This window comes from Methylocystis sp. MJC1 (genome assembly GCF_026427715.1).
Taxonomy (GTDB): Bacteria; Pseudomonadota; Alphaproteobacteria; order Rhizobiales; family Beijerinckiaceae; genus Methylocystis.
This window is the reverse complement of sequence record NZ_CP107558.1, coordinates 721,556-739,039: the sequence shown is the minus strand read 5'-3', so window position 1 is coordinate 739,039 and position 17,484 is coordinate 721,556. Positions and strand designations below refer to the sequence as shown.

The window sequence follows — 17,484 nt, the reverse complement described above, 5'->3', positions numbered from 1 at the left end:
GAGCGTGTCGGCGCCGATGGCGCCGTCCCTTGGGTTCAATCGCGGCATGCCCGACGACTCGGGCGGCGGCTCCCCCAGGCGCCTCTGCCTCGCGCTGGCCGTGCCATACCATACCGGCGACGCAAACGCCCGCGAAATCGAGAGAAAATGAGTCGCTCCGAGTCCGTGGATAAGCGGGCGTGCAACTCGCGCTTGCAAAGCTTTGACTGGCGCCTGTCACAATTTGCCCATATTTGAACCGTCTCGAAAGGTCTGTATGTTTTTTGCAGCGCTCCTACGAGCGGCGACAACGGGAGACGTTTGCCAATGGCCAAGATAAAGGGAATTTCCCGTCTCGGGGCATTTGCATCATGCCTTGCCGTCGCTCTCGCAGCCCCGGCTGCGCAAGCCACTCCCTCGCTCGTCATCGACGTGGCGTCCGGCTCGGTTCTCGCTCAGGACCAGGCGACAGCCTCCTGGTACCCGGCCTCACTGACCAAGCTGATGACCGCCTATGTCGCGTTAGACGCCGTGCGCGCCGGACGCATGACCATGGACACGCCCTTGATGGTGTCGCCGCGCGCAACGCGCATGGCGCCGTCCAAGATGGGCTTTAGGCCCGGCTCCGAGGTGACGCTGCAGAATGCGCTCATCATGCTGATGGTGAAATCGGCGAATGACATCGCCGTCACCATTGCGGAAGGCGTATCAGGCTCGGTCGAGGCCTTCGCCGAGGACATGAACGCCGCCTCGCAAAAGCTCGGCATGACGCAATCGATGTGGGTCAATCCCAACGGGCTGCCGGACACGCGCCAGGTCACCTCGGCGCGCGACCTCGCCATTCTCGGCCGCGCCCTTTACGTGCAGTTTCCCGAATATTCGAACCTTTGGAACATCGGCGCCATGAAGCTCGGCGCCAGCGTGCACCCCACCCATAACGGCCTGCTCGGCCGCTACCCCGGCGCCGACGGCATGAAGACGGGCTTCACCTGCCCCGCCGGCTTCAATCTCGTCGCCTCGGCCACCCATGGCGGCCAGCGGCTCATTGCGGTCGTGCTCGGTGCGCCTTCCGCCTCGGCGCGCACGGCCAAGGCGGCGGCGCTGCTCGACCGCGCCTTCCAGACGGGCGGCTCGATCGGCTCGCTCGCGTCATTGCCCAGCGCCGGCCCCACGGCGGCGCCCGACATGCGCGACAGCGTCTGCCATCACCGCGGCGCAGCCACCGCCGAATTCATGAACGAAGTCGAGGATATGAGCATTCCGGTCGGCTCCGCGCCGACGGGCATTCCGCTGCTCGACGCGGTCGGCGTCGGCCAGCAGCATATCAGCGTGAAGGACATCGCCCGCCTGCCGCGTCCGCATTTTGAGCCTGTGCCGGTCTTTGTCGGACGCACGCCGGGCTATGCCGGCCCGGTGGCCCGCGCCCGCGCGCCCGGCGCACCGATTGGCGAGCAGCCCGATCTCGCCGCCTACGCCAATGTCGAGCCCACGGGCGGGGAAGCCTCGCCGATCAGCCGCGCCGCGCCCGACGCCGTCGCGATGCGCAAGGGCAAGAGCAAAGCCGCCAGACACGGCGCTCACGCCCACGCCGTCGCAACGGCGCCTGTCGCGGACATCATCAAGGAAGACAAGGCCGCCTCCAACGACAAGCCCGCGAAGGGCAAATCGGCTAAACACGCGGCCAAGAACGGCAAGGCGCAGGCGGAGAAGGCTGCGCCGACGAAGCTCGCCGCCAAGCCCGCAGAGAAAACTGCTGAGAAGCCCGCCGCCGAAAAGGCGAAGACGCAAGGCAAAGTCCACGCGGGGGCCAAGCCGCACGGCAAAGTTCAGTGAGTGACGACGCCGTGAGCGACAGCCAAAAGGCCGCAGCCCGCCGGCCGCCGCCGCCGATTCCATTGACCGTGCTGACCGGCTTTCTCGGCGCCGGCAAAACGACTTTGCTCAACCGCCTGCTCGCCGCGCCGGAGCTTTCCGACACGCTCGTCCTCATCAACGAGTTCGGCGAGATCGGCCTCGATCATCTCTTCATCGAGAGGGTCGAGGGCGACATGGTCATGATGAGTTCGGGCTGCATCTGCTGCACGATCCGCGGCGATCTCGTGAACACGCTCGAGCATTTGCTGCGGCGGCTCGATAACGGGCGGATCAAGCCGTTCCGGCGCGTCGTGCTGGAGACGACGGGCCTCGCCGATCCGGCCCCCATCCTCCACACGATCATGAACCACCCCTATCTCGTGCTGCGCTTCCGGCTCGACGGGGTTGTGACCGTGATCGACGCGGCGAATGGCGAAGCGACGCTCGACGCGCATGAAGAGGCGGTGAAGCAGGCCGCCGTCGCGGACCGTCTGGTCGTGACGAAGACGGACCTGCCCGAGGGCGCCGCAAAGGCGGCAAGCCTGAAGGCCCGGTTGGCGGCGCTGAACCCGGGCGCCCGCATCCTCGACGCGGACGAGGCGACGCCGGCCGCTTTGCTCGACTGCGGCCTCTACGACCCTGCGACCAAGACGCCGCGCGTGCGCGACTGGCTGAACGCCGAGGCGGTGGAGGACGCGCATGAGCATGGCCACCATCACGATCACGGCCACGCGCATCATCACCACGACCACGGCCATCACGACATTAATCGGCACGACGCGCACATCCAGGCGTTTTGCCTGACGGGCGACGAGCCCTTCACGCCCCCGTCCTTCGACATTTTCATCGACCTGCTGCGCCATACGCACGGGCCGCGCCTGTTGCGGGTGAAGGGGATCGTCGCGTTATCTGATGAGCCGGAACGTCCCGTCGTCATCCATGGCGTGCAGCATGTCTTCCACCCGCCGCACCGGCTGGAGGCTTGGCCGGACGACGACCGGCGCACGCGCATCGTCTTCATCGTGAAGGATCTCGACCGCAAATTCGTCGAGGGGCTTTATGCGGCGCTGATTCATCGGCCGGCAGTAGATACGCCCGACGCCGAGGCTCTGACCAATAATCCTCTGGCGCCGGCGAAGGGTGGGTTATTGGGCTGAGGCCCCCTCCCCAACCCTCCCCCGCTAACGCGGGAGAGGGAGCAGATTGCCGCCTGCATCAACAACGCTGATCGCGAGCGTCCCCTCTCCCGCGCATAGCCCGTCGAAAGGCGGGCGTCTTCCAGACGCCCTATAGCGAGGGAGGGACAGGGAGAGGGTCTTGCGCCATACTCCCAAGATGCCGTTCGATCGCCTCCCGCTTGACCACCTAACCACAGCCGCCCGCCGCGCCGGCGCCGCGCTGCTCAACCTCGTCTATCCGCCCTCCTGCCTCGTCTGCCGCAAGGCGGTCGCGGAACACGGGGCGCTATGCGCGGCGTGTTGGCGCGAGATCGCCTTCATCGAGCGGCCTTTCTGTGAGCGGCTCGGCACGCCCTTCGCCCTCGATCTCGATCAGCCTGGGCTTATCTCGCCGGAGGCCGCCGCCAACCCACCCGTCTTCCGTCGCGCCCGCGCGGTTGCGCGCTACGACAGCGACAAGGCGCGCTCGCTCGCGCATCGCCTCAAATATTACGATCGGCTGGAGCTCGCCTCTCCGATGGGCCGCTGGATGGCGCGCGCCGGCGCCGATCTTCTCGCCGACGCCGATCTGCTCGTTCCCATCCCGCTCCACCGCCTGCGCCTCGCCGCGCGGCGCTTCAATCAATCGGCTGAGCTGGCGCGGGCTATTTCCCGCGAATGCGGCGCGTCGGTGGAGACGCAAGCGCTGTTGCGCGTGAAGGCGACCGCGCCGCAAGTCGGCCTCTCCCGCGCCCAACGCGCGGTGAACCTATCTGGCGCCTTCCGCGTCGATCCCGAGCGCGCCGTCCTGATCGAGGGCGCCAAAATCGTGCTCGTCGACGACGTGCTCACCACCGGCGCCACCGCCAACGCCGCCGCCCGCGCGCTGATCAAAGCCGGCGCCGAGCAGGTCGATTTGGTCGTCTTTGCGCGGGCGGTGACAAGCGCGTGACATCAGGGCTATAAGCGGGGCCAACGAAACCATAGGTCCAGGCCTTCCCCCAAAATGGCGCGTATCGAAATCTACACGACCCCGACCTGCCCCTATTGCATCGCGGCCAAGCGGCTGCTGACTCAGAAGGGCGCGGCGTTCGAGGAAATCAGCGTCGCTGGAGATCCCGCCGGCCGTCGGGCGATGAGCGAACGCGCCAACGGCCGCACCTCCGTCCCGCAGATTTTCATCGGCGACAAACATATCGGCGGCTGCGACGACCTCTATGCGCTCGACAGCGAGGGCGGACTTGATCCTCTCCTCGCCGCAGGAGCGAAAGAATGATCCGTTACACGCTCGTTTGCGACGAAGGGCACCGATTTGACGGTTGGTTTCGCGACAGCGAAACCTTCGAGAAACAGGCCGAACGGCATCTCGTCTCCTGCCCTTTCTGCGCTTCGGAGAAAGTCACGCGCGGCGTGATGGCGCCGCATGTAGCGCGAAGCCGGCGTGAAGACGCCCCCGCTCGCCTGCGCCAGATGATCAAGGAATTGCGGGAGCAAGCCGTCGCGGGGACGGAGGATGTCGGCGACCGTTTCCCTGACGAGGCCCGCGCCATCGAAGAGGGCGATGCGGAGCGCCGCCCGATCCGGGGTCGCGCCACCTTCGAGGAGGCCAAGGCGCTGCTCGAAGAGGGGATCGAGATTCTACCGCTGCCGGATTTGCCGCAAGACAACTGACGCCGTTGAACGTTTGAATAGCTCTCGCCGGGCCAAGTCATTCCCGGCGGGCTGAAATCCCGACCGGGAATCCATAGCCACAACACACTGGTTTTGCTATTGATTCTCGATCGCTCACTTTGCGAGCGCCGGGAATGACAACCAAACCAATCGCACGCGTGCAACGCGCGCCACTGGACGCGCCGCTAATCCTTCGGCGGATCAACGCGCTCGCAGATCACCGAGGCAAGCCGCTCGCGCGCGCGCGCCATATCGGATGGGCGCTTCGCCAGAGAGCGCACCAGCACAAAGCCGCGCTTCGACGGCGCGGTGAGACGCACCTCCTGCTGCGGCGCTTCGTCGCTGGCGCTTTGTAAAGCGTCCATCTGCCTCTCGTCTCCGATCACGATATCGATCTTGCCCTTGATCGCCGCGCGGTCGGTGATGGCGTGATAGATGCGGCTGCCGCGGGCGTGGAAAGAGAGCGCCAGATAATCCTCACCATCCGCCGGCGCCGTCACCCGCAGCATTCCTTTGGACAAGTCATAGACGCAGACCCCCTCGGCGAAGGCCGGGTCTTCGAAGGGCAAAGGCTCGGCGTCCGGGGCCATGGGCGGCAGGGCGACGAGCCCCGTCGGCGCGTCCCCGACAGCCGCGAGCGTGCGCGCATAGGCGTCGCGCGGCGCGAGCGTCGGCATCAGCAGCACGGAAACGATATGCACGATGCCTGCGACGAGCAGCGTGGCTGCGGCCCAGGGCAAATAATCGAAAAAGCGGTCGGGGAGAGCTAGGCGCACTTCAGCTTCACGATTGCAGGAAAGTTGTTGGGATCGGGCCGGGCTTCGACGTCCAGCGGGGTATCATAGAGCCGCAGCATGAGCACGAATTTACGCGCCTCTCCTGGCGACAACCAATTGCCGGCGCGGGCGTTGCGGGCGATCACGACCTCGAGGCCGCCGCCCTCACGCCGCAAGATATCGACGGACGAAAAGCCGTAGCGACCCGTCGGATTATCGATGAGCCCGCCGGTCGGCGTCGCAAGCGAAAGCGTCCAGAAACGCGCCGGCGGCAGCGGATCGGCCACGGCATATTCGCATGCGCCGTCGAGCGGCGCGCCGGTCGAATCCGCCGTGGCGATGAAGGCCAAGCCCTGGTCGCGTCCGAGTGGCGCTTCTCCCGAACGCGCGACCACGGCGCGGGCGTAAGGATCGGCATTGCCGCCGCCCACGGAGGGCCAGGCTGTCCACGGGCCGGCCCGCAGCGCGTTGAAGCCATGGCCGGAATTGAGCGAAACGATCGTCGCCAGCAGCCCGAGCGCGAGCCCGACCATCATGACCGTAGCCGCCTGGAAATATTTTGCATAAGGGCGGTCGATCGCGCGGCGTTTCGCTGGGCGTCTTACTTGCCGTTCCACGTGCAGCAACACTTGGCCCTCGCTATTCGACGGCGCCGACCGTGGGGAAGTCGTGCCCGCGCGTCTGCGCGATCGTCGCCGGCGCGTAAAGCGAGCTCTGCTTGCCCGCCGTCGCGCTCCGCGCCTTCTTCTCGATCGATTCCAGGGCCTGCGCAGCGCCCTTGGAGAGGGTCGCCGGCCGTTGCGGGGCGCCGCCGAGCTCCAGCGGCTTCGCGCCGTTCGCGCTGACTGTGGCGGCCTCCGGTTTGGCTTGCGGCGTCAGCCCGACGATGGGCTTGAGCGCCACGCCCTGATGCGCATAGGCCATGACGTCGTGCCAGGTGCCGGCCGGCAGCGTGCCGCCGGTCATGTTGTTCATGGGCTCATTGTCGTCGTTGCCATACCAGACGCAACCGCCCATCGTGCCGGAATAGCCACAGAACCAAGCGTCCTTATAACCATTGGTCGTGCCGGTTTTGCCGATGACGTCGATGCCCTCGCCAAGCTGCGCCCGTTTGCCAGTGCCCTCTTCCACCACCTTCTTCATCATGCCGGCCAGGTCCACGACTTTCTCGTAAGGCAATACCTGCTTTTGCGGCGGCGCGTCACGGTCGCGGCGATAGAGCAGATCCCCTTGGCGATTGCGGATTTCGACGGCGGCGAAAGGAATGACGCGCTTGCCGCCGTTCACGAAGGCGGCGTAGGCGGAGGAATGTTCGATGAGGATGACGTCGCTCTGACCGACCGGCAGGGATGGCGTGTCCTCGAGCGGCGTCGTGATGCCGAGCTTGCGGCAAGTCTCGATAATCTTGGCGCGGCCGACGCGCGAGTCTCCGTTGCCGATCGCCTGCGAGAGCTGGATTGCGACGGTATTAAGCGATTTCGCCAGCGCCATATAGAGCGGCAGCGAGCCGGCGTAGCCGCCGCTATAGTTGTGAACGCAGTAATTGCCGATGCAGGTCGGCCGGTCGGTGACGATGGTCGTGGGCTTGAAGCGACCCGTCATCAGCGCCGTGAGATAGACATAAGGCTTGAATGAAGAGCCCGGCTGACGCGAGCCGTCGGTGGCGCGATTGAACTGGCTCGCGCCGTAGTCGCGGCCGCCGATAATGGCGCGCACGGCGCCGTCCGGCTCCATCACGACCATCGCCGCCTGCTTGACATGATAAGAGCGGCCTTGCTCGCGTAGATTTTTCTCGATGACCTCGTCCGCGCGCTTTTGCACATTCGAATCGAGCGCCGTGCGAACCGCGAGCACGCGATTTTCGCCAAGCTTGCCGGCGGAAGCGAGCTTGCGAATCTCGCCATAGGCAAAGTCGAGATACCAGTCGGGACTATCCTGCCGCTGGCGATCAACGGGCGTGGCCGGGCTCTTTTGCGCCGCGATGACCTGGCTCTCGGTCATGAAGCCAGCGTCGACCAGATTGTTGAGCACGTCATTGGCGCGTGCGCGGGCCGCGGGAAGATTATTGTGCGGGGCGTATTTTGTCGGGGCCTTGAACAGGCCGGCGAGCATCGCCGCCTCCGCGAGCGTGACGTCCTTGACCGACTTGCCGAAGTAAAACTCCGCCGCCGCCTGAATGCCGAAAGCGCCGCCGCCCATATAGACGCGATCGAGGTAAAGCTTGAGGATCTCGCGCTTGGTGAGGTGGTGCTCCAGCCACAAGGCGAGAAAGGCCTCGTTGATCTTGCGGGTGAATGTGCGCTCGTTGGAGAGAAAGAGATTCTTTGCGAGCTGCTGCGTGATGGAGGAGCCGCCCTGCACCACGCCGGAGGAGCGCGCATTGACCGTCAGCGCGCGCGCCGTGCCGATCACGTCTATGCCGAAATGCTCGTAGAAGCGGCGATCCTCCGTCGCGAGCACGGCCTTGATGAGATAGTCGGGATATTCCTCGAGCGGCACGGCGTCGTCGTGCTTGATGCCGCGCTGGCCGACTTCATTGCCGTAGCGGTCCAGGAAGGTGACGGCGAGATCGGTCTGCTTCAGCCAGTCGCCCTCGCTGGTCATTTGGAAGGCCGAGCTTGCGAGCGCCGCCATGCCGATCAGCCCGATGACGCCCCAGGTGAGCGTTTCGCAGGCAAGCTCGACCCCGAGGCGCGCGAAGCCCGAGACATGGAACCGCTCCATGAAGGTCGAGAAATTCTCGTAAAGCTCGCGCGACCTGCGGCCGCTGTCGAAGACGCTCGAATCGATGAGCGCGTCCGCCGACAGCAGAATGCGCCTGATGCGCTTCACAAAGGGCGAGGACCAAAGACGCTCGAACAAGGCTCGCAGGCTCCCGGCGGAACAATTAAATCGCGGCGCGCAACGTTAGCATCTTTTAAACCATCTTGACGACGCCGGCGCGGCCCCCCATTCCGATTATGGTTTCCGCCCGATGGCGGAACAGCCGGACAGGGAAGAATGTCAGGGGAAAAAGGCGAAAAAGGCGCGGCGACCCCATTTTGGGAAAAGCCGCTATCGGAACTTACGCGCGCACAATGGGAGAAGCTCTGCGACGGTTGCGGGCGCTGCTGCCTGGTAAAGCTCGAGGATGAGGACACCGGCGCAATCTACCATACGAGCGTCTCCTGCAAGATGCTGGACCACGAATCCTGCCAATGCGGCGACTATAAGAACCGTCGCGACCATGTGCCCGATTGCGTGCGCTTGACCTTGAAGAAGCTGCAGGAGATCGACTGGCTGCCGCCGACCTGCGCCTATGTGCTGCGCGACGCCGGCAAGCCCCTGCCCCCCTGGCACCCGCTGATGTCGGGCGACCCCGAAAGCGTGCATCGCGTCGGGGTCTCAGTGCGCGGGAAGGTCGAAGTCAGCGAGGCGGACATCGACGAGGAGGATACGCCCGACTACATCCGGCTGTGGCCGAAGCGTTGGCCGAAGAAGGCGCGGTATTAGCGATCCTGAATTTTTTCCCCTAATAGGATTTTATTCTTGACAGCCGGTTGCGATTGTGTAGTTTGCGAACCATGGAGAATCGAGTAGGCTCCTTGTCAGTTTCTGACAGAGGAGACTCTTCGTGAAGAACGGCCTTTATAGCGTTCGATTCCAGACACCGCTTGGGCAAGGAGCTGGCGTAGTTACCCTTAGAGATGGGCTTCTTACAGGAGGAGATGCCGCGCTTTTTTATGTTGGGACATATGAGGCGAACGAGGGCACATTATCGGCATCGGTTACGACTGGGCGGCACTCACCAATTGGCCCAGGCTCAGTTTTTGGGCGCGATGTAGTTCATCTTTCACTGAAAGGCGCGTCTTGCTATGGGGACCGCTCTGGAAGTGCCTGGGGTTGCTTTTCAGGCGCATCTTTCATTGCTCTCTAAGATTCTATAGACAGAATACCTTGAACAGCGCTGGTCAGCTTATTTATCGCTTCGATAAGCTGATCAGCCTTTGTCTTTGCGTTGTTCTTGACTTCGCACATTCGATCGATCCTTTTCTTTCTTGCTAGGTTCTTCATGCCGTACGACCTTCTTGAGTGCTTCGTCAAAGCGCTCTTCGGATTCGTCGCAGCCGAGTGCCTTGGCCGTTTCGATGAATGACTGACCCTGAGATTTCTTGTTAAGTTTGGATTCCCTGGCTGCCACGAATCACTCCCTATGCCAGACACATTTGTCTTTGCTGATGAAGCCGGTTGCTTCGCGTTCAATCGCGAGCCAAATGTAAGCCGGTTTTTCATCCTTTGCACAGTTACGATGGAGAGTTGCTCCGTCGCTCAGAGCCTATTGGATTTAAGGCGAAAATTGGCTTGGGAAGGGGCAGAGGTTGGAGAATATTTCCCACGCCACCACTGACAAGCAGCCTGTTAGATGTTTAGTCCCGGCATCTGATGGAGCGGATCGAGTATGAATCTGTCTGGCTCTTTCGTCCAGAGTTTGCAGATGAATTCGTACGGCGTGAGGCCTTTGAGGGTCTTCAAGCGGCGGGCGAAATTGTATGCGGTGACGAAGTGGTCGAGATGCGTTCGCAGCTCTACGTGCGTTTCATAGAAGTAGCGCTTAACCGTCGCTTCCTTGATCGTGCGGCTCATGCGCTCAACCTGACCATTGGTCCAAGGATGCTTGGGCTTGGTCAGGCGATGATCGATATCGGCGCGGGCGCAGGCGAACTCGAACGCATGCGCCCTGAAGGGTCGCCCCTCCGCCAGCATTTGCTTGATTTCCGCAGGGGTCCAGGTCTCGCGCGGGGATCAGTAAAGTGCGTTCCATTATTGATCAACGCGAACAGGAAGTCGGCGGCGATCCGCGTCGTGGCCTTCTCATGCAGTTCGACGAAAGCGAATTTCGACGTTCGGTCGATCGCCACGAACATGTAGAGCTTGGCTTCGGCCGTGCGCACTTCGGCGATGTCGATATGGAAATAGCCAATCGGATAGGCTTTGAACTTCCGCTTGGCGGAGACCTCGCCCTCGACGCTCGGCAACCGTGAGATGCCGTGGCGCTGAAGACAGCGATGCAGCGACGATCGCGTCAGGTGGGGAATAGTCGCCTGGAGGGCATAGAGGCAGTCGTCCAAGGGCAGCAATGTGTGACGGCGGAAGGCGACAATGATCGCCTCCTCCTCGATCGTGAGAACCGTGGATCTGGTCTCTTTAGGCCCCGTGCGCTCGTCGCAAACCGACGCCCGCTTCTTCCACTTGGCGATCGTCTTCTGGTTGACGCCATACCGCTTGGCGAGAGCTCTCAGGCTCTCTTGACTATGTTGTATCGCTCGACGCACCGCCTCAGTCGTGCGGGCGCTCCCGTGGAGAACCTGGCCCATAGCGCATCCTTCCATTCGCTGGAAAAGATGGCGGGAAAGAATAGCCTTTGAGGAATCGGTTGGCGATGTGCTGAAGCAGACGCGCAAGCCACAAACATGGCGCACTGATTTCATGCCAGCCCATGCCGACCCATGCTTGCAAGTAGCAGACTATTGCGCTTGGGCTATACAGCGGAAGTGGGAGCGAAACGATACGAGATCGTATGATCTGATCCGAGATCGAGTCACGTACGAATACGATCTGTGGCGAAGCGGGAATACATATTACTATTAGAGGAGATGTGTGCCCCGCGCAATCCGCGATCTTGGCTATTCCGTCGAAAGTGCCCAGGGGCTCATATCACCAAGCGAGGGGCGCACAACAAAATCGTAGTGCATTACGTCCGCTTTTTCAAGTATGCCAATTGTAATGGCACCTTTAGAGCGAGTCGTCTTGACTAGGCCCCTTATACGTCAACCGCTTGCCACTGATGCCCTTCAACGCACGATCGCCGCGCTCCTGATCCTCACAACCAAGCTTCGAACGATTGTTGTAGCGGAAATCAAACTCCGCGAGGTAGCGGTGAAGATGCTTCTCGCAGCAAAGCTGGTAGACGCCTTTCATACCGCGCTTGAAGATGCTGAAGTAGCCCTCAATCGTGTTCGTGTGCACGTCACCGCGAACATATTCGTCGGCACTGTGGCGAACCGTGGCGTGATCCGCAAACTTCTTGCCAACCTCTGGATAGAGGCCGCTTTCGTCGGTGTAGAGCGAAGCTTCGCGGTCAATGTTCTCCTCGACGATCGAAGCGACATTCGCCTTTGTGGCCTTATCAACGTGGAAGGAGCGAACCGAGCCGCCGCGCTCAACAAGGGCGACAACCGCGCGCTTGCCGGCAGGGCCGAACTTGCGGCGGCGAGACTTATATGGCTTGCCTTCCTTGGTGAGGGTCGGCTGAACCTCCGTCTCGCCGAAGTAGGTTTCATCGGCCTCCACAACGTTGCCAGCGCCGCCCATGGGGGCAAGCGTGCCGTCGCGCATGGCTTCGCGGATGCGATGGGCGAGGAACCACGCAGTCTTATACTGAACCTCTAGAACGCGATGCAGTTGATGGGCGCTAATGCCCTTCTTCGAAGCCGACATGAGGTAGACGGCCTGAAGCATCTTGTTGAGCGGGATATGCGCGGACTCGAAAACGGTCCCAACCTTCACCGTGAATTGTTTGCGGCAGTTGCAGCACTTGCGAAGGCCGAGACGCGTCTTGCGAAGGTCGTAGTGCTTCTCAGAAACCGAACTGCAGTGCGGGCAACCCGGGCCATTCGGCCACAGGATGCTTTCGAGATGGGCGAAAGCGGCTTCCTCGCAATGAAAGTAAGGTTTCGACAGAACGGACATTGATCTAGCTCCTTGACTCTGAAGCTACATCTCCTGCAGTGGTTCGTCAAATACATAATCGCCAACGGCGGTGATGCGGGCCTTTACCTCGACGCCGCCGGGGAAAATCTCCGCGCTGCTTCGCGCGCCCCGCTAAATTTGCACTATGCCTCCGAAGGCCGCCATGATGCTAAAAAGCGAGCCAGGCTGCGGCCTTCGGCGGCGTTCATTTGCCGTTCATGGCCAAAAGCGGAGGATAGTGCAGGAGTAAAAATGCCTGTCGCCTTCTTCAGGTTTCGCTGCGCTTTGGCCGCCGCCGCGATCGCGGCGACGCTTGGCTTAGTGCACGCCGAAGAGGCTCCCGAACGGATAGCCGAGCGTCAGCCAGTCCGCCGCCAATGCTATTCCACGAGCCAGACGCGGGAAAAAATCGAGGCGCATAAACTCACTGAGCCTCTCGCCTGCATGCGCGCCGCCGCCCGTGAGCTCAACGGCGAAGCGCTGGGCGCGCGGCTTTGCCGGCACGAAGAACTCTTCATCTACGAGATCAGCGTGCTGCGGCCTGACGGGCGTATCGTCAAACTTTTGTTCGACGCCGCGACGGGAAAGCCGCATTCCGGCCGCAAGGATAATTAAGACAACACCGGTTTCTTGGGGAGGGCGAAAGTTGCGGCTGCTCATCGTCGAAGACGATAAGGATTTGAACCGCCAGATCGCGCAGGCTCTGGAGCAGTCCGGCTATGCCGTGGACCGCGCGTTCGATGGCGAAGAAGGGCATTTTCTGGGTGAGACGGAAACCTATGACGCGGTTGTGCTCGACGTCGGTCTGCCCAAGAAGGACGGCATCACCGTTTTGGAGCAATGGCGCGCGAATGGCCGCGTCATGCCGGTTCTGATCCTGACGGCGCGCGACCGCTGGAGCGAAAAGGTGCAGGGCTTCGACGCCGGCGCCGACGACTATGTCGCCAAGCCCTTTCATATGGAGGAGGTGCTTGCGCGTATTCGCGCTTTGCTGCGCCGCGCGGCTGGGCATGCGACTAATGAGATCGTTTGCGGCCCCGTGCGGCTCGACACCAAGGCGGGCCGCGTCGTGGTCGACGGCGCGCCGGTAAAGCTCACCTCGCATGAATACCGTCTGCTCGCCTATCTCATGCATCACAGCGGACGCGTCGTCTCCCGCAGCGAGATCATCGAGCATATTTACGACCAGGATTTCGACCGGGACTCCAACACCATCGAGGTCTTCGTCGGGCGTCTGCGAAAGAAGCTCGGCGTGGAGCTAATTCACACCATTCGCGGGCTGGGCTATATGGCGGTCGCGAGCCCAGAGGACGGCGGCGGGAAACGCTGAAGAACGATGCGCCTGCCGAGCTTCACGACCCGCTCCATCGCGACGCGATTGTTCCTGACCGCGGCGGCGCTGAGTTCTGTGGTGCTGCTCGTCGCCAGCCTTTTCTTCACCGCCTATTACCGGCGAGAGGCCGAGGAAATTTTCGAGCGCCGCCTCGACGTCTATCTTCGCGCCATTGTCGCCGATGTCTCGGAATCGGGCCAGGAGGGACGAACGGGACCAAGCCAGCTCGGCGACCCTCAATTCGAGCTCCCTGGCTCGGGCTGGTATTGGCAGATCACGCGGATGGATGACGCGGCGCATGAGATAAAGGCGTCGCGTTCGCTCTTCGCCGATCGCCTCCCCAAGCTCTCCGACCTCGGCGTGCCAGCGGAAGCCGGCGGCTCCCGGCGCGGCTATGCGCTGGGGCCGGACGGCCGCAAATTGCGGATCATCGAGCGCGTCATCGACGCGGAAGACACGGGCATCTATCTGGTCCAGGTCGCCGCCAGCATCGAGGAAATGGAAGAGCTGATCACGCGCTTCCGTTTCGCTTTGATCATCGCCTTCGCAGCGCTGGCCATCGCGCTCGCGCTCGTCGCCGCCTTTCAGGTGCGTTTTGGGTTGCGCCCGCTGCGCCTTCTGCAGCGCGAGCTCGCCGCCATTCGTCGGGCGGAGCGCGATCGCATCACGGGCGTCTATCCCAGCGAGATTGCCCCACTCGCCGACGAGCTCAATCTGCTCATCGGCGCCAATCGCGACATTCTGGAGCGCGCCCGCACCCAGGTTGGCAATCTCGCGCATGCGTTGAAGACGCCGCTCAGCGTCATCGTCAATGAAGCCGACGCCGCGCCTTCGCCGCTGGCCGACAAGACCAGCGAACAAGCGCGCATCATGCGCGACCAGATTTCCTTTTATCTCGATCGCGCGCGCGCGGCGGCCCGTGGCGGCGCGCTCGGCGCCGCCACGCCCATTGCGCCCTGCGTCGAAGCGCTGCTGCGCACCTTCACGAAAATCTACGGCGAGAGGAGCGTCGCCTTCTCGGGCGACATCCGCCAGGAGCTGCGCTTTCTTGGCGAACGCCAGGATCTCGAGGAGATGATCGGCAATCTGCTCGACAACGCGGGGAAATGGGCAGAGAGCGCCGTCACGATCTCCGTCGCGCTTGAATCATCGACGAGCGGCGCGAGCCGCAGCGCGCTGATCGTGACGATTGACGACGACGGCCCCGGCCTCGCGCCGCATTTGCGCGCGCAGGCGACAGAGCGCGGCCGCCGACTGGACGAGACCAAGCCGGGGTCGGGGCTCGGTCTTTCCATTGTCGTCGATCTCGCCGTCGCCTATGGCGGCGCGTTGGAATTGGACGACAGCCCGACAGGCGGCCTGCGCGCGCGGCTGCGCCTGCCAGGGTTTTGACAGCCGCCGGTCGATCCTGCATGAGAAGCGCGATTTCGACCATCATTGGAGAATGGATTTGTCGACGACGTGCGCGAAAGCGACCTTGGCGATGAGCCTCCTCTGCGCGGCCTCTGGCCTCTCCGCCTGCAATTCCACGCCGGCGCCGGCGAATGTGGCCGCGGAGGCGCCTGTCGTCACAACTCCGCCGCCCCCTGCCCCAGGCGTCATCGGCGGGTCCATCGGCCAGTCTCTTGGAGAAAAAGACCGCGCCACGGCGATCGCCGCTCAGCAGGAAGCCGTCTCCACCGGCGCCCGCAAGAGCTGGCGGGGGGAGAAAGGCTCCTATGGCTTTGTCACGCCGGACGCCGAGAATGGCCCCTGCCGGAACTATACCCATAAGATCTTCGTCAATGGCCGGCCGCAGGAGGCGAAGGGCCAAGCCTGCCGCGAGAACGGCGAATGGCGGGTGACGAGCTGACCCGGCTGTCGTCGCGTCGATGAGACTGCTCATCGCATTCGCTCTGCTGGCGGTCAGCATCGCCATCGTGACCGTCTTGCTGTTCTCACCCCGAGTGGATGCGCCGAATGAGGCGATCCATGCCGAAGTCGCCGGCATAGGCTTCTCCTATGCGCGCGCCTATGCGCGGGATGAAGCGACCCGCGTCGGCGGGATGGCGGATAGATTGAGCTTCACCGCCTCGTTCCCCGCATTCGCGCCTCTAAAGGCGAAGGCCCGCGCAGGCGAGTCGGTGACTTTTACCGTCACCGCAAAAGACGACGGACTCGATCCCAGCGAGCGCCCGGCGAAGCTCTACGCCCGTTTCCTGACTCCCGAGACGCTCGATGGCCCGGGCGGCCTGGTGCTGCGCCACTTCGAGCAGGGTTCGCCGTATGATTCGGAAGAACTCTTCATCGCGCCGCCGGACGGGCGAACATTTTTCGCGCGGTGCCCGAAGCCGGAGACTGGCGCGCCAGGTGAGGGCTGCATTTCCGTCTTTCGCAAAGGCGCTCTCGACGTCGAGTTGCGCTTCGCTCCGGCGCTTCTCGAAAATTGGGATGCGCTCTACGAGGGCGCGCAGACGCTGCTGTCCAGAATGACCGCGCCAAGAAGAAAGAAGCGCTGATTTACTCAGATCGCTGATAAAGGAGCGTTGGCCTCTCGCGCTTCGAGACACCTGCGGCGCAGGCTCCTCTGCGCGAGGGCCTTCTGCGTCTGTGCTTTAAGAAATCCTGTCATTCCCGACGCTCGCACAGCGAGCGATCGGGAATCCAGGGCAAAACCAGCGCTTTTGCGGCTCTGGATTTTCGGTGGGGCTTTCAGCTCGCCGGGAATGACAACACCCCAACCGTGCTGTTCAACCGGAAATGGTAATGATTACTCTTCTTCCTCGAGATCGAAGTCGAGAATCGCAATCTGCAGCGTGAAGCTCGATAGTTTCGGGTCGTCCGCGGAGATGACTCCGAGAAACTCGCCGTCGCTGTTGAGCTCGACGGAGTCGGTTTTGCGCCCGCGCGCCACGATGGTCAGCCGGTCGTTCTCGAAAAGCTTCCGCAGATAGGACTGCAGCACCTCGCGGCCGACGGGGATCTTCATCTCGAACGCGAAGGAACGGTCTCCGTCCTCGTCGTCGACCGAGATGGTTGCTATGTTGCGCTCGCCGAGGTGAACCGCGGCGTTTTCCGTGTTCTTCGGATCGAGGCCGACGCGGATATCCTCATTGCCGAAGGAGCGACGCAGAAACGCCTGCAGCTTTCGCAATTCGCCTTTTTCCACCCGCGCCTCCCAAGAGATGCTCAATCTTTTCAGTCCTGTGACATGATCCAGCGAGCCGGGCAAGATAGGATTTTCGCAAAATAAACGCCCGGCGAAACCGCCGGGCGCCAGCATGGGAATCGCGCCTTTTTATTCGCCGGCCTCTTTGAGACGCTTGTTGCACTGGCTCCAGTATTTCGGCCAGGTGATCTTCTTATCGGTCTTGAGAAGCTCGGCCTTCTTCGCTTTCCACTCGGCGGCGCACTTCTTCTGACGGGACTGCGTGGCGGCCTTGGTGTCGGTGGCGGGCTTTGCGGCCTCGGCCGGCTTCGCAGCTTCGGCCGGCTTAGCGGATTCAACCGGCTTGGCGGCCTCTGCCGGCGCAGGCGTCGGCGCCGCAGCTTCGGCGGGCTTCGCCGGCTCGGCGGCGGGTTTCGCAGCCTCAGCCGGGGCGGCGGCCGGCTCGGCGAGGCTCGCGCGGCAATCCTTCAGAAAATCCTGCCAGCTCTGGCCGGCGAGTTCATTGGCGGCCTTCTTGGCCTGATAACGAGATCCGCATTCCTTCAGCACATTGGCCTGGGCGAAGGCTTCGCCCGAAATGGCCACGCCGAGGCCCATGGCGACGAGGCCGACCGCAGCGCGGGAAACAACGAGACGGATCACCATATAAATTCTCCCTTATGGAAGCCGCTTGATATTCGGCAGCGACTTGCGACGGCGCGGTCAAGCACAGCGGGCGCCATTTTTGTCAGCGACGTGTCTCGCGGCGGCGCAACGATAGTCCGATTGATGTTGTGAACGCAATCTGAAGAGGCGATAAAGCGAATTGCCTCGATGCCGCACCTATTCTGATGGAGA

The 17,484-nt window shown here is 62.8% G+C and carries 18 protein-coding genes and 1 pseudogene; 11 read left to right on the top strand and 8 right to left on the bottom strand.

Translation table 11 applies throughout. The annotated features are described in order from the left end of the window. Positions 1-306 precede the first annotated feature (306 nt). From OGR47_RS03665 to OGR47_RS03645, 5 genes are all read left to right on the top strand, one after another. A complete protein-coding gene (locus tag OGR47_RS03665) occupies positions 307-1,812 on the top strand; it encodes a D-alanyl-D-alanine carboxypeptidase family protein (protein WP_165051140.1) in 1,506 nt (501 codons plus the stop codon). Further along, positions 1,809-2,990, top strand: coding sequence for a CobW family GTP-binding protein (locus OGR47_RS03660; RefSeq protein WP_371824413.1), 1,182 nt, complete (start codon positions 1,809-1,811; stop codon positions 2,988-2,990). The genes OGR47_RS03665 and OGR47_RS03660 overlap by 4 nt, the downstream gene beginning before the upstream one ends. A gap of 178 nt (positions 2,991-3,168) precedes the next feature. Beyond that, positions 3,169-3,942, top strand: a complete 774-nt coding sequence (locus OGR47_RS03655) for a ComF family protein (RefSeq protein ID WP_165051181.1) — start codon at positions 3,169-3,171, stop codon at positions 3,940-3,942. Between the two features lie 54 nt (positions 3,943-3,996). Beyond that, the gene (grxC, locus tag OGR47_RS03650; protein WP_165051142.1) at positions 3,997-4,266 is read left to right on the top strand and encodes a glutaredoxin 3; all 270 of its coding nucleotides are present in this window, start codon (positions 3,997-3,999) and stop codon (positions 4,264-4,266) included. Further along, entirely contained in the window at positions 4,263-4,661 is a 399-nt protein-coding gene (locus tag OGR47_RS03645) for a DUF1178 family protein (RefSeq protein ID WP_165051144.1), read from the top strand. Before grxC ends, OGR47_RS03645 begins: the two co-directional genes overlap by 4 nt. A 185-nt stretch (positions 4,662-4,846) precedes the next feature. Here the strand turns inward: OGR47_RS03645 and OGR47_RS03640 are convergent, their stop codons facing one another. Genes OGR47_RS03640 through OGR47_RS03630 form a run of 3 tightly spaced genes read right to left on the bottom strand, consistent with a single transcriptional unit; the run spans position 4,847 to position 8,299 of the window. Further along, on the bottom strand, positions 4,847-5,437 hold the full coding sequence (locus OGR47_RS03640; RefSeq protein ID WP_165051146.1) for a DUF1254 domain-containing protein: 591 nt from the start codon (positions 5,435-5,437) through the stop codon (positions 4,847-4,849). Next, positions 5,428-6,066 (bottom strand): DUF1214 domain-containing protein, encoded by a 639-nt coding sequence (locus OGR47_RS03635; protein ID WP_253948087.1) that lies wholly within the window; start codon positions 6,064-6,066, stop codon positions 5,428-5,430. The genes OGR47_RS03640 and OGR47_RS03635 overlap by 10 nt, the downstream gene beginning before the upstream one ends. A 10-nt stretch (positions 6,067-6,076) precedes the next feature. Continuing rightward, on the bottom strand, positions 6,077-8,299 hold the full coding sequence (locus OGR47_RS03630) for a transglycosylase domain-containing protein (protein ID WP_165051149.1): 2,223 nt from the start codon (positions 8,297-8,299) through the stop codon (positions 6,077-6,079). Between the two features lie 138 nt (positions 8,300-8,437). Between OGR47_RS03630 and OGR47_RS03625 the strand changes: the two genes are divergently transcribed. After that, the gene (locus OGR47_RS03625; protein ID WP_165051151.1) at positions 8,438-8,929 is read left to right on the top strand and encodes a YcgN family cysteine cluster protein; all 492 of its coding nucleotides are present in this window, start codon (positions 8,438-8,440) and stop codon (positions 8,927-8,929) included. A gap of 487 nt (positions 8,930-9,416) precedes the next feature. On the opposite strand, the gene OGR47_RS03620 is transcribed toward OGR47_RS03625, so the two are convergent. From OGR47_RS03620 to OGR47_RS03610, 3 genes and pseudogenes are all read right to left on the bottom strand, one after another. Further along, positions 9,417-9,617 carry a hypothetical protein gene (locus OGR47_RS03620; protein WP_165051155.1) on the bottom strand — a complete coding sequence of 67 codons (201 nt, stop codon included), beginning with the start codon at positions 9,615-9,617 and terminating at the stop codon, positions 9,417-9,419. A 218-nt stretch (positions 9,618-9,835) separates the two neighbouring features. After that, a pseudogene (locus OGR47_RS03615) lies at positions 9,836-10,791 on the bottom strand (IS481 family transposase). 418 nt (positions 10,792-11,209) lie between these two features. Further along, positions 11,210-12,166 (bottom strand): IS1595 family transposase, encoded by a 957-nt coding sequence (locus tag OGR47_RS03610; RefSeq protein ID WP_165051200.1) that lies wholly within the window; start codon positions 12,164-12,166, stop codon positions 11,210-11,212. 252 nt (positions 12,167-12,418) lie between these two features. On the opposite strand from OGR47_RS03610, the gene OGR47_RS03605 reads away from it, so the two are divergent. Genes OGR47_RS03605 through OGR47_RS03585 form a run of 5 tightly spaced genes read left to right on the top strand, consistent with a single transcriptional unit; the run spans position 12,419 to position 15,997 of the window. Further along, positions 12,419-12,781 (top strand): PepSY domain-containing protein, encoded by a 363-nt coding sequence (locus OGR47_RS03605; RefSeq protein WP_165051203.1) that lies wholly within the window; start codon positions 12,419-12,421, stop codon positions 12,779-12,781. Between the two features lie 31 nt (positions 12,782-12,812). Then, positions 12,813-13,496 (top strand): response regulator transcription factor, encoded by a 684-nt coding sequence (locus OGR47_RS03600; RefSeq protein WP_165051205.1) that lies wholly within the window; start codon positions 12,813-12,815, stop codon positions 13,494-13,496. Positions 13,497-13,502: 6 nt separating this feature from the next. After that, positions 13,503-14,891: a sensor histidine kinase gene (locus OGR47_RS03595; RefSeq protein WP_165051207.1), complete on the top strand. Its 1,389-nt coding sequence runs from the start codon at positions 13,503-13,505 to the stop codon at positions 14,889-14,891. Between the two features lie 58 nt (positions 14,892-14,949). Continuing rightward, a complete protein-coding gene (locus tag OGR47_RS03590) occupies positions 14,950-15,351 on the top strand; it encodes a hypothetical protein (RefSeq protein ID WP_165051209.1) in 402 nt (133 codons plus the stop codon). 19 nt (positions 15,352-15,370) lie between these two features. Continuing rightward, positions 15,371-15,997, top strand: a complete 627-nt coding sequence (locus OGR47_RS03585) for a hypothetical protein (RefSeq protein WP_165051212.1) — start codon at positions 15,371-15,373, stop codon at positions 15,995-15,997. Positions 15,998-16,248: 251 nt separating this feature from the next. On the opposite strand, the gene OGR47_RS03580 is transcribed toward OGR47_RS03585, so the two are convergent. Together OGR47_RS03580 and OGR47_RS03575 are read right to left on the bottom strand one after the other, a co-directional pair. Beyond that, entirely contained in the window at positions 16,249-16,647 is a 399-nt protein-coding gene (locus OGR47_RS03580) for a DUF3126 family protein (RefSeq protein ID WP_165051615.1), read from the bottom strand. 129 nt (positions 16,648-16,776) lie between these two features. Continuing rightward, positions 16,777-17,292 (bottom strand): hypothetical protein, encoded by a 516-nt coding sequence (locus tag OGR47_RS03575; RefSeq protein ID WP_165051214.1) that lies wholly within the window; start codon positions 17,290-17,292, stop codon positions 16,777-16,779. Between the last annotated feature and the right edge of the window lie 192 nt (positions 17,293-17,484).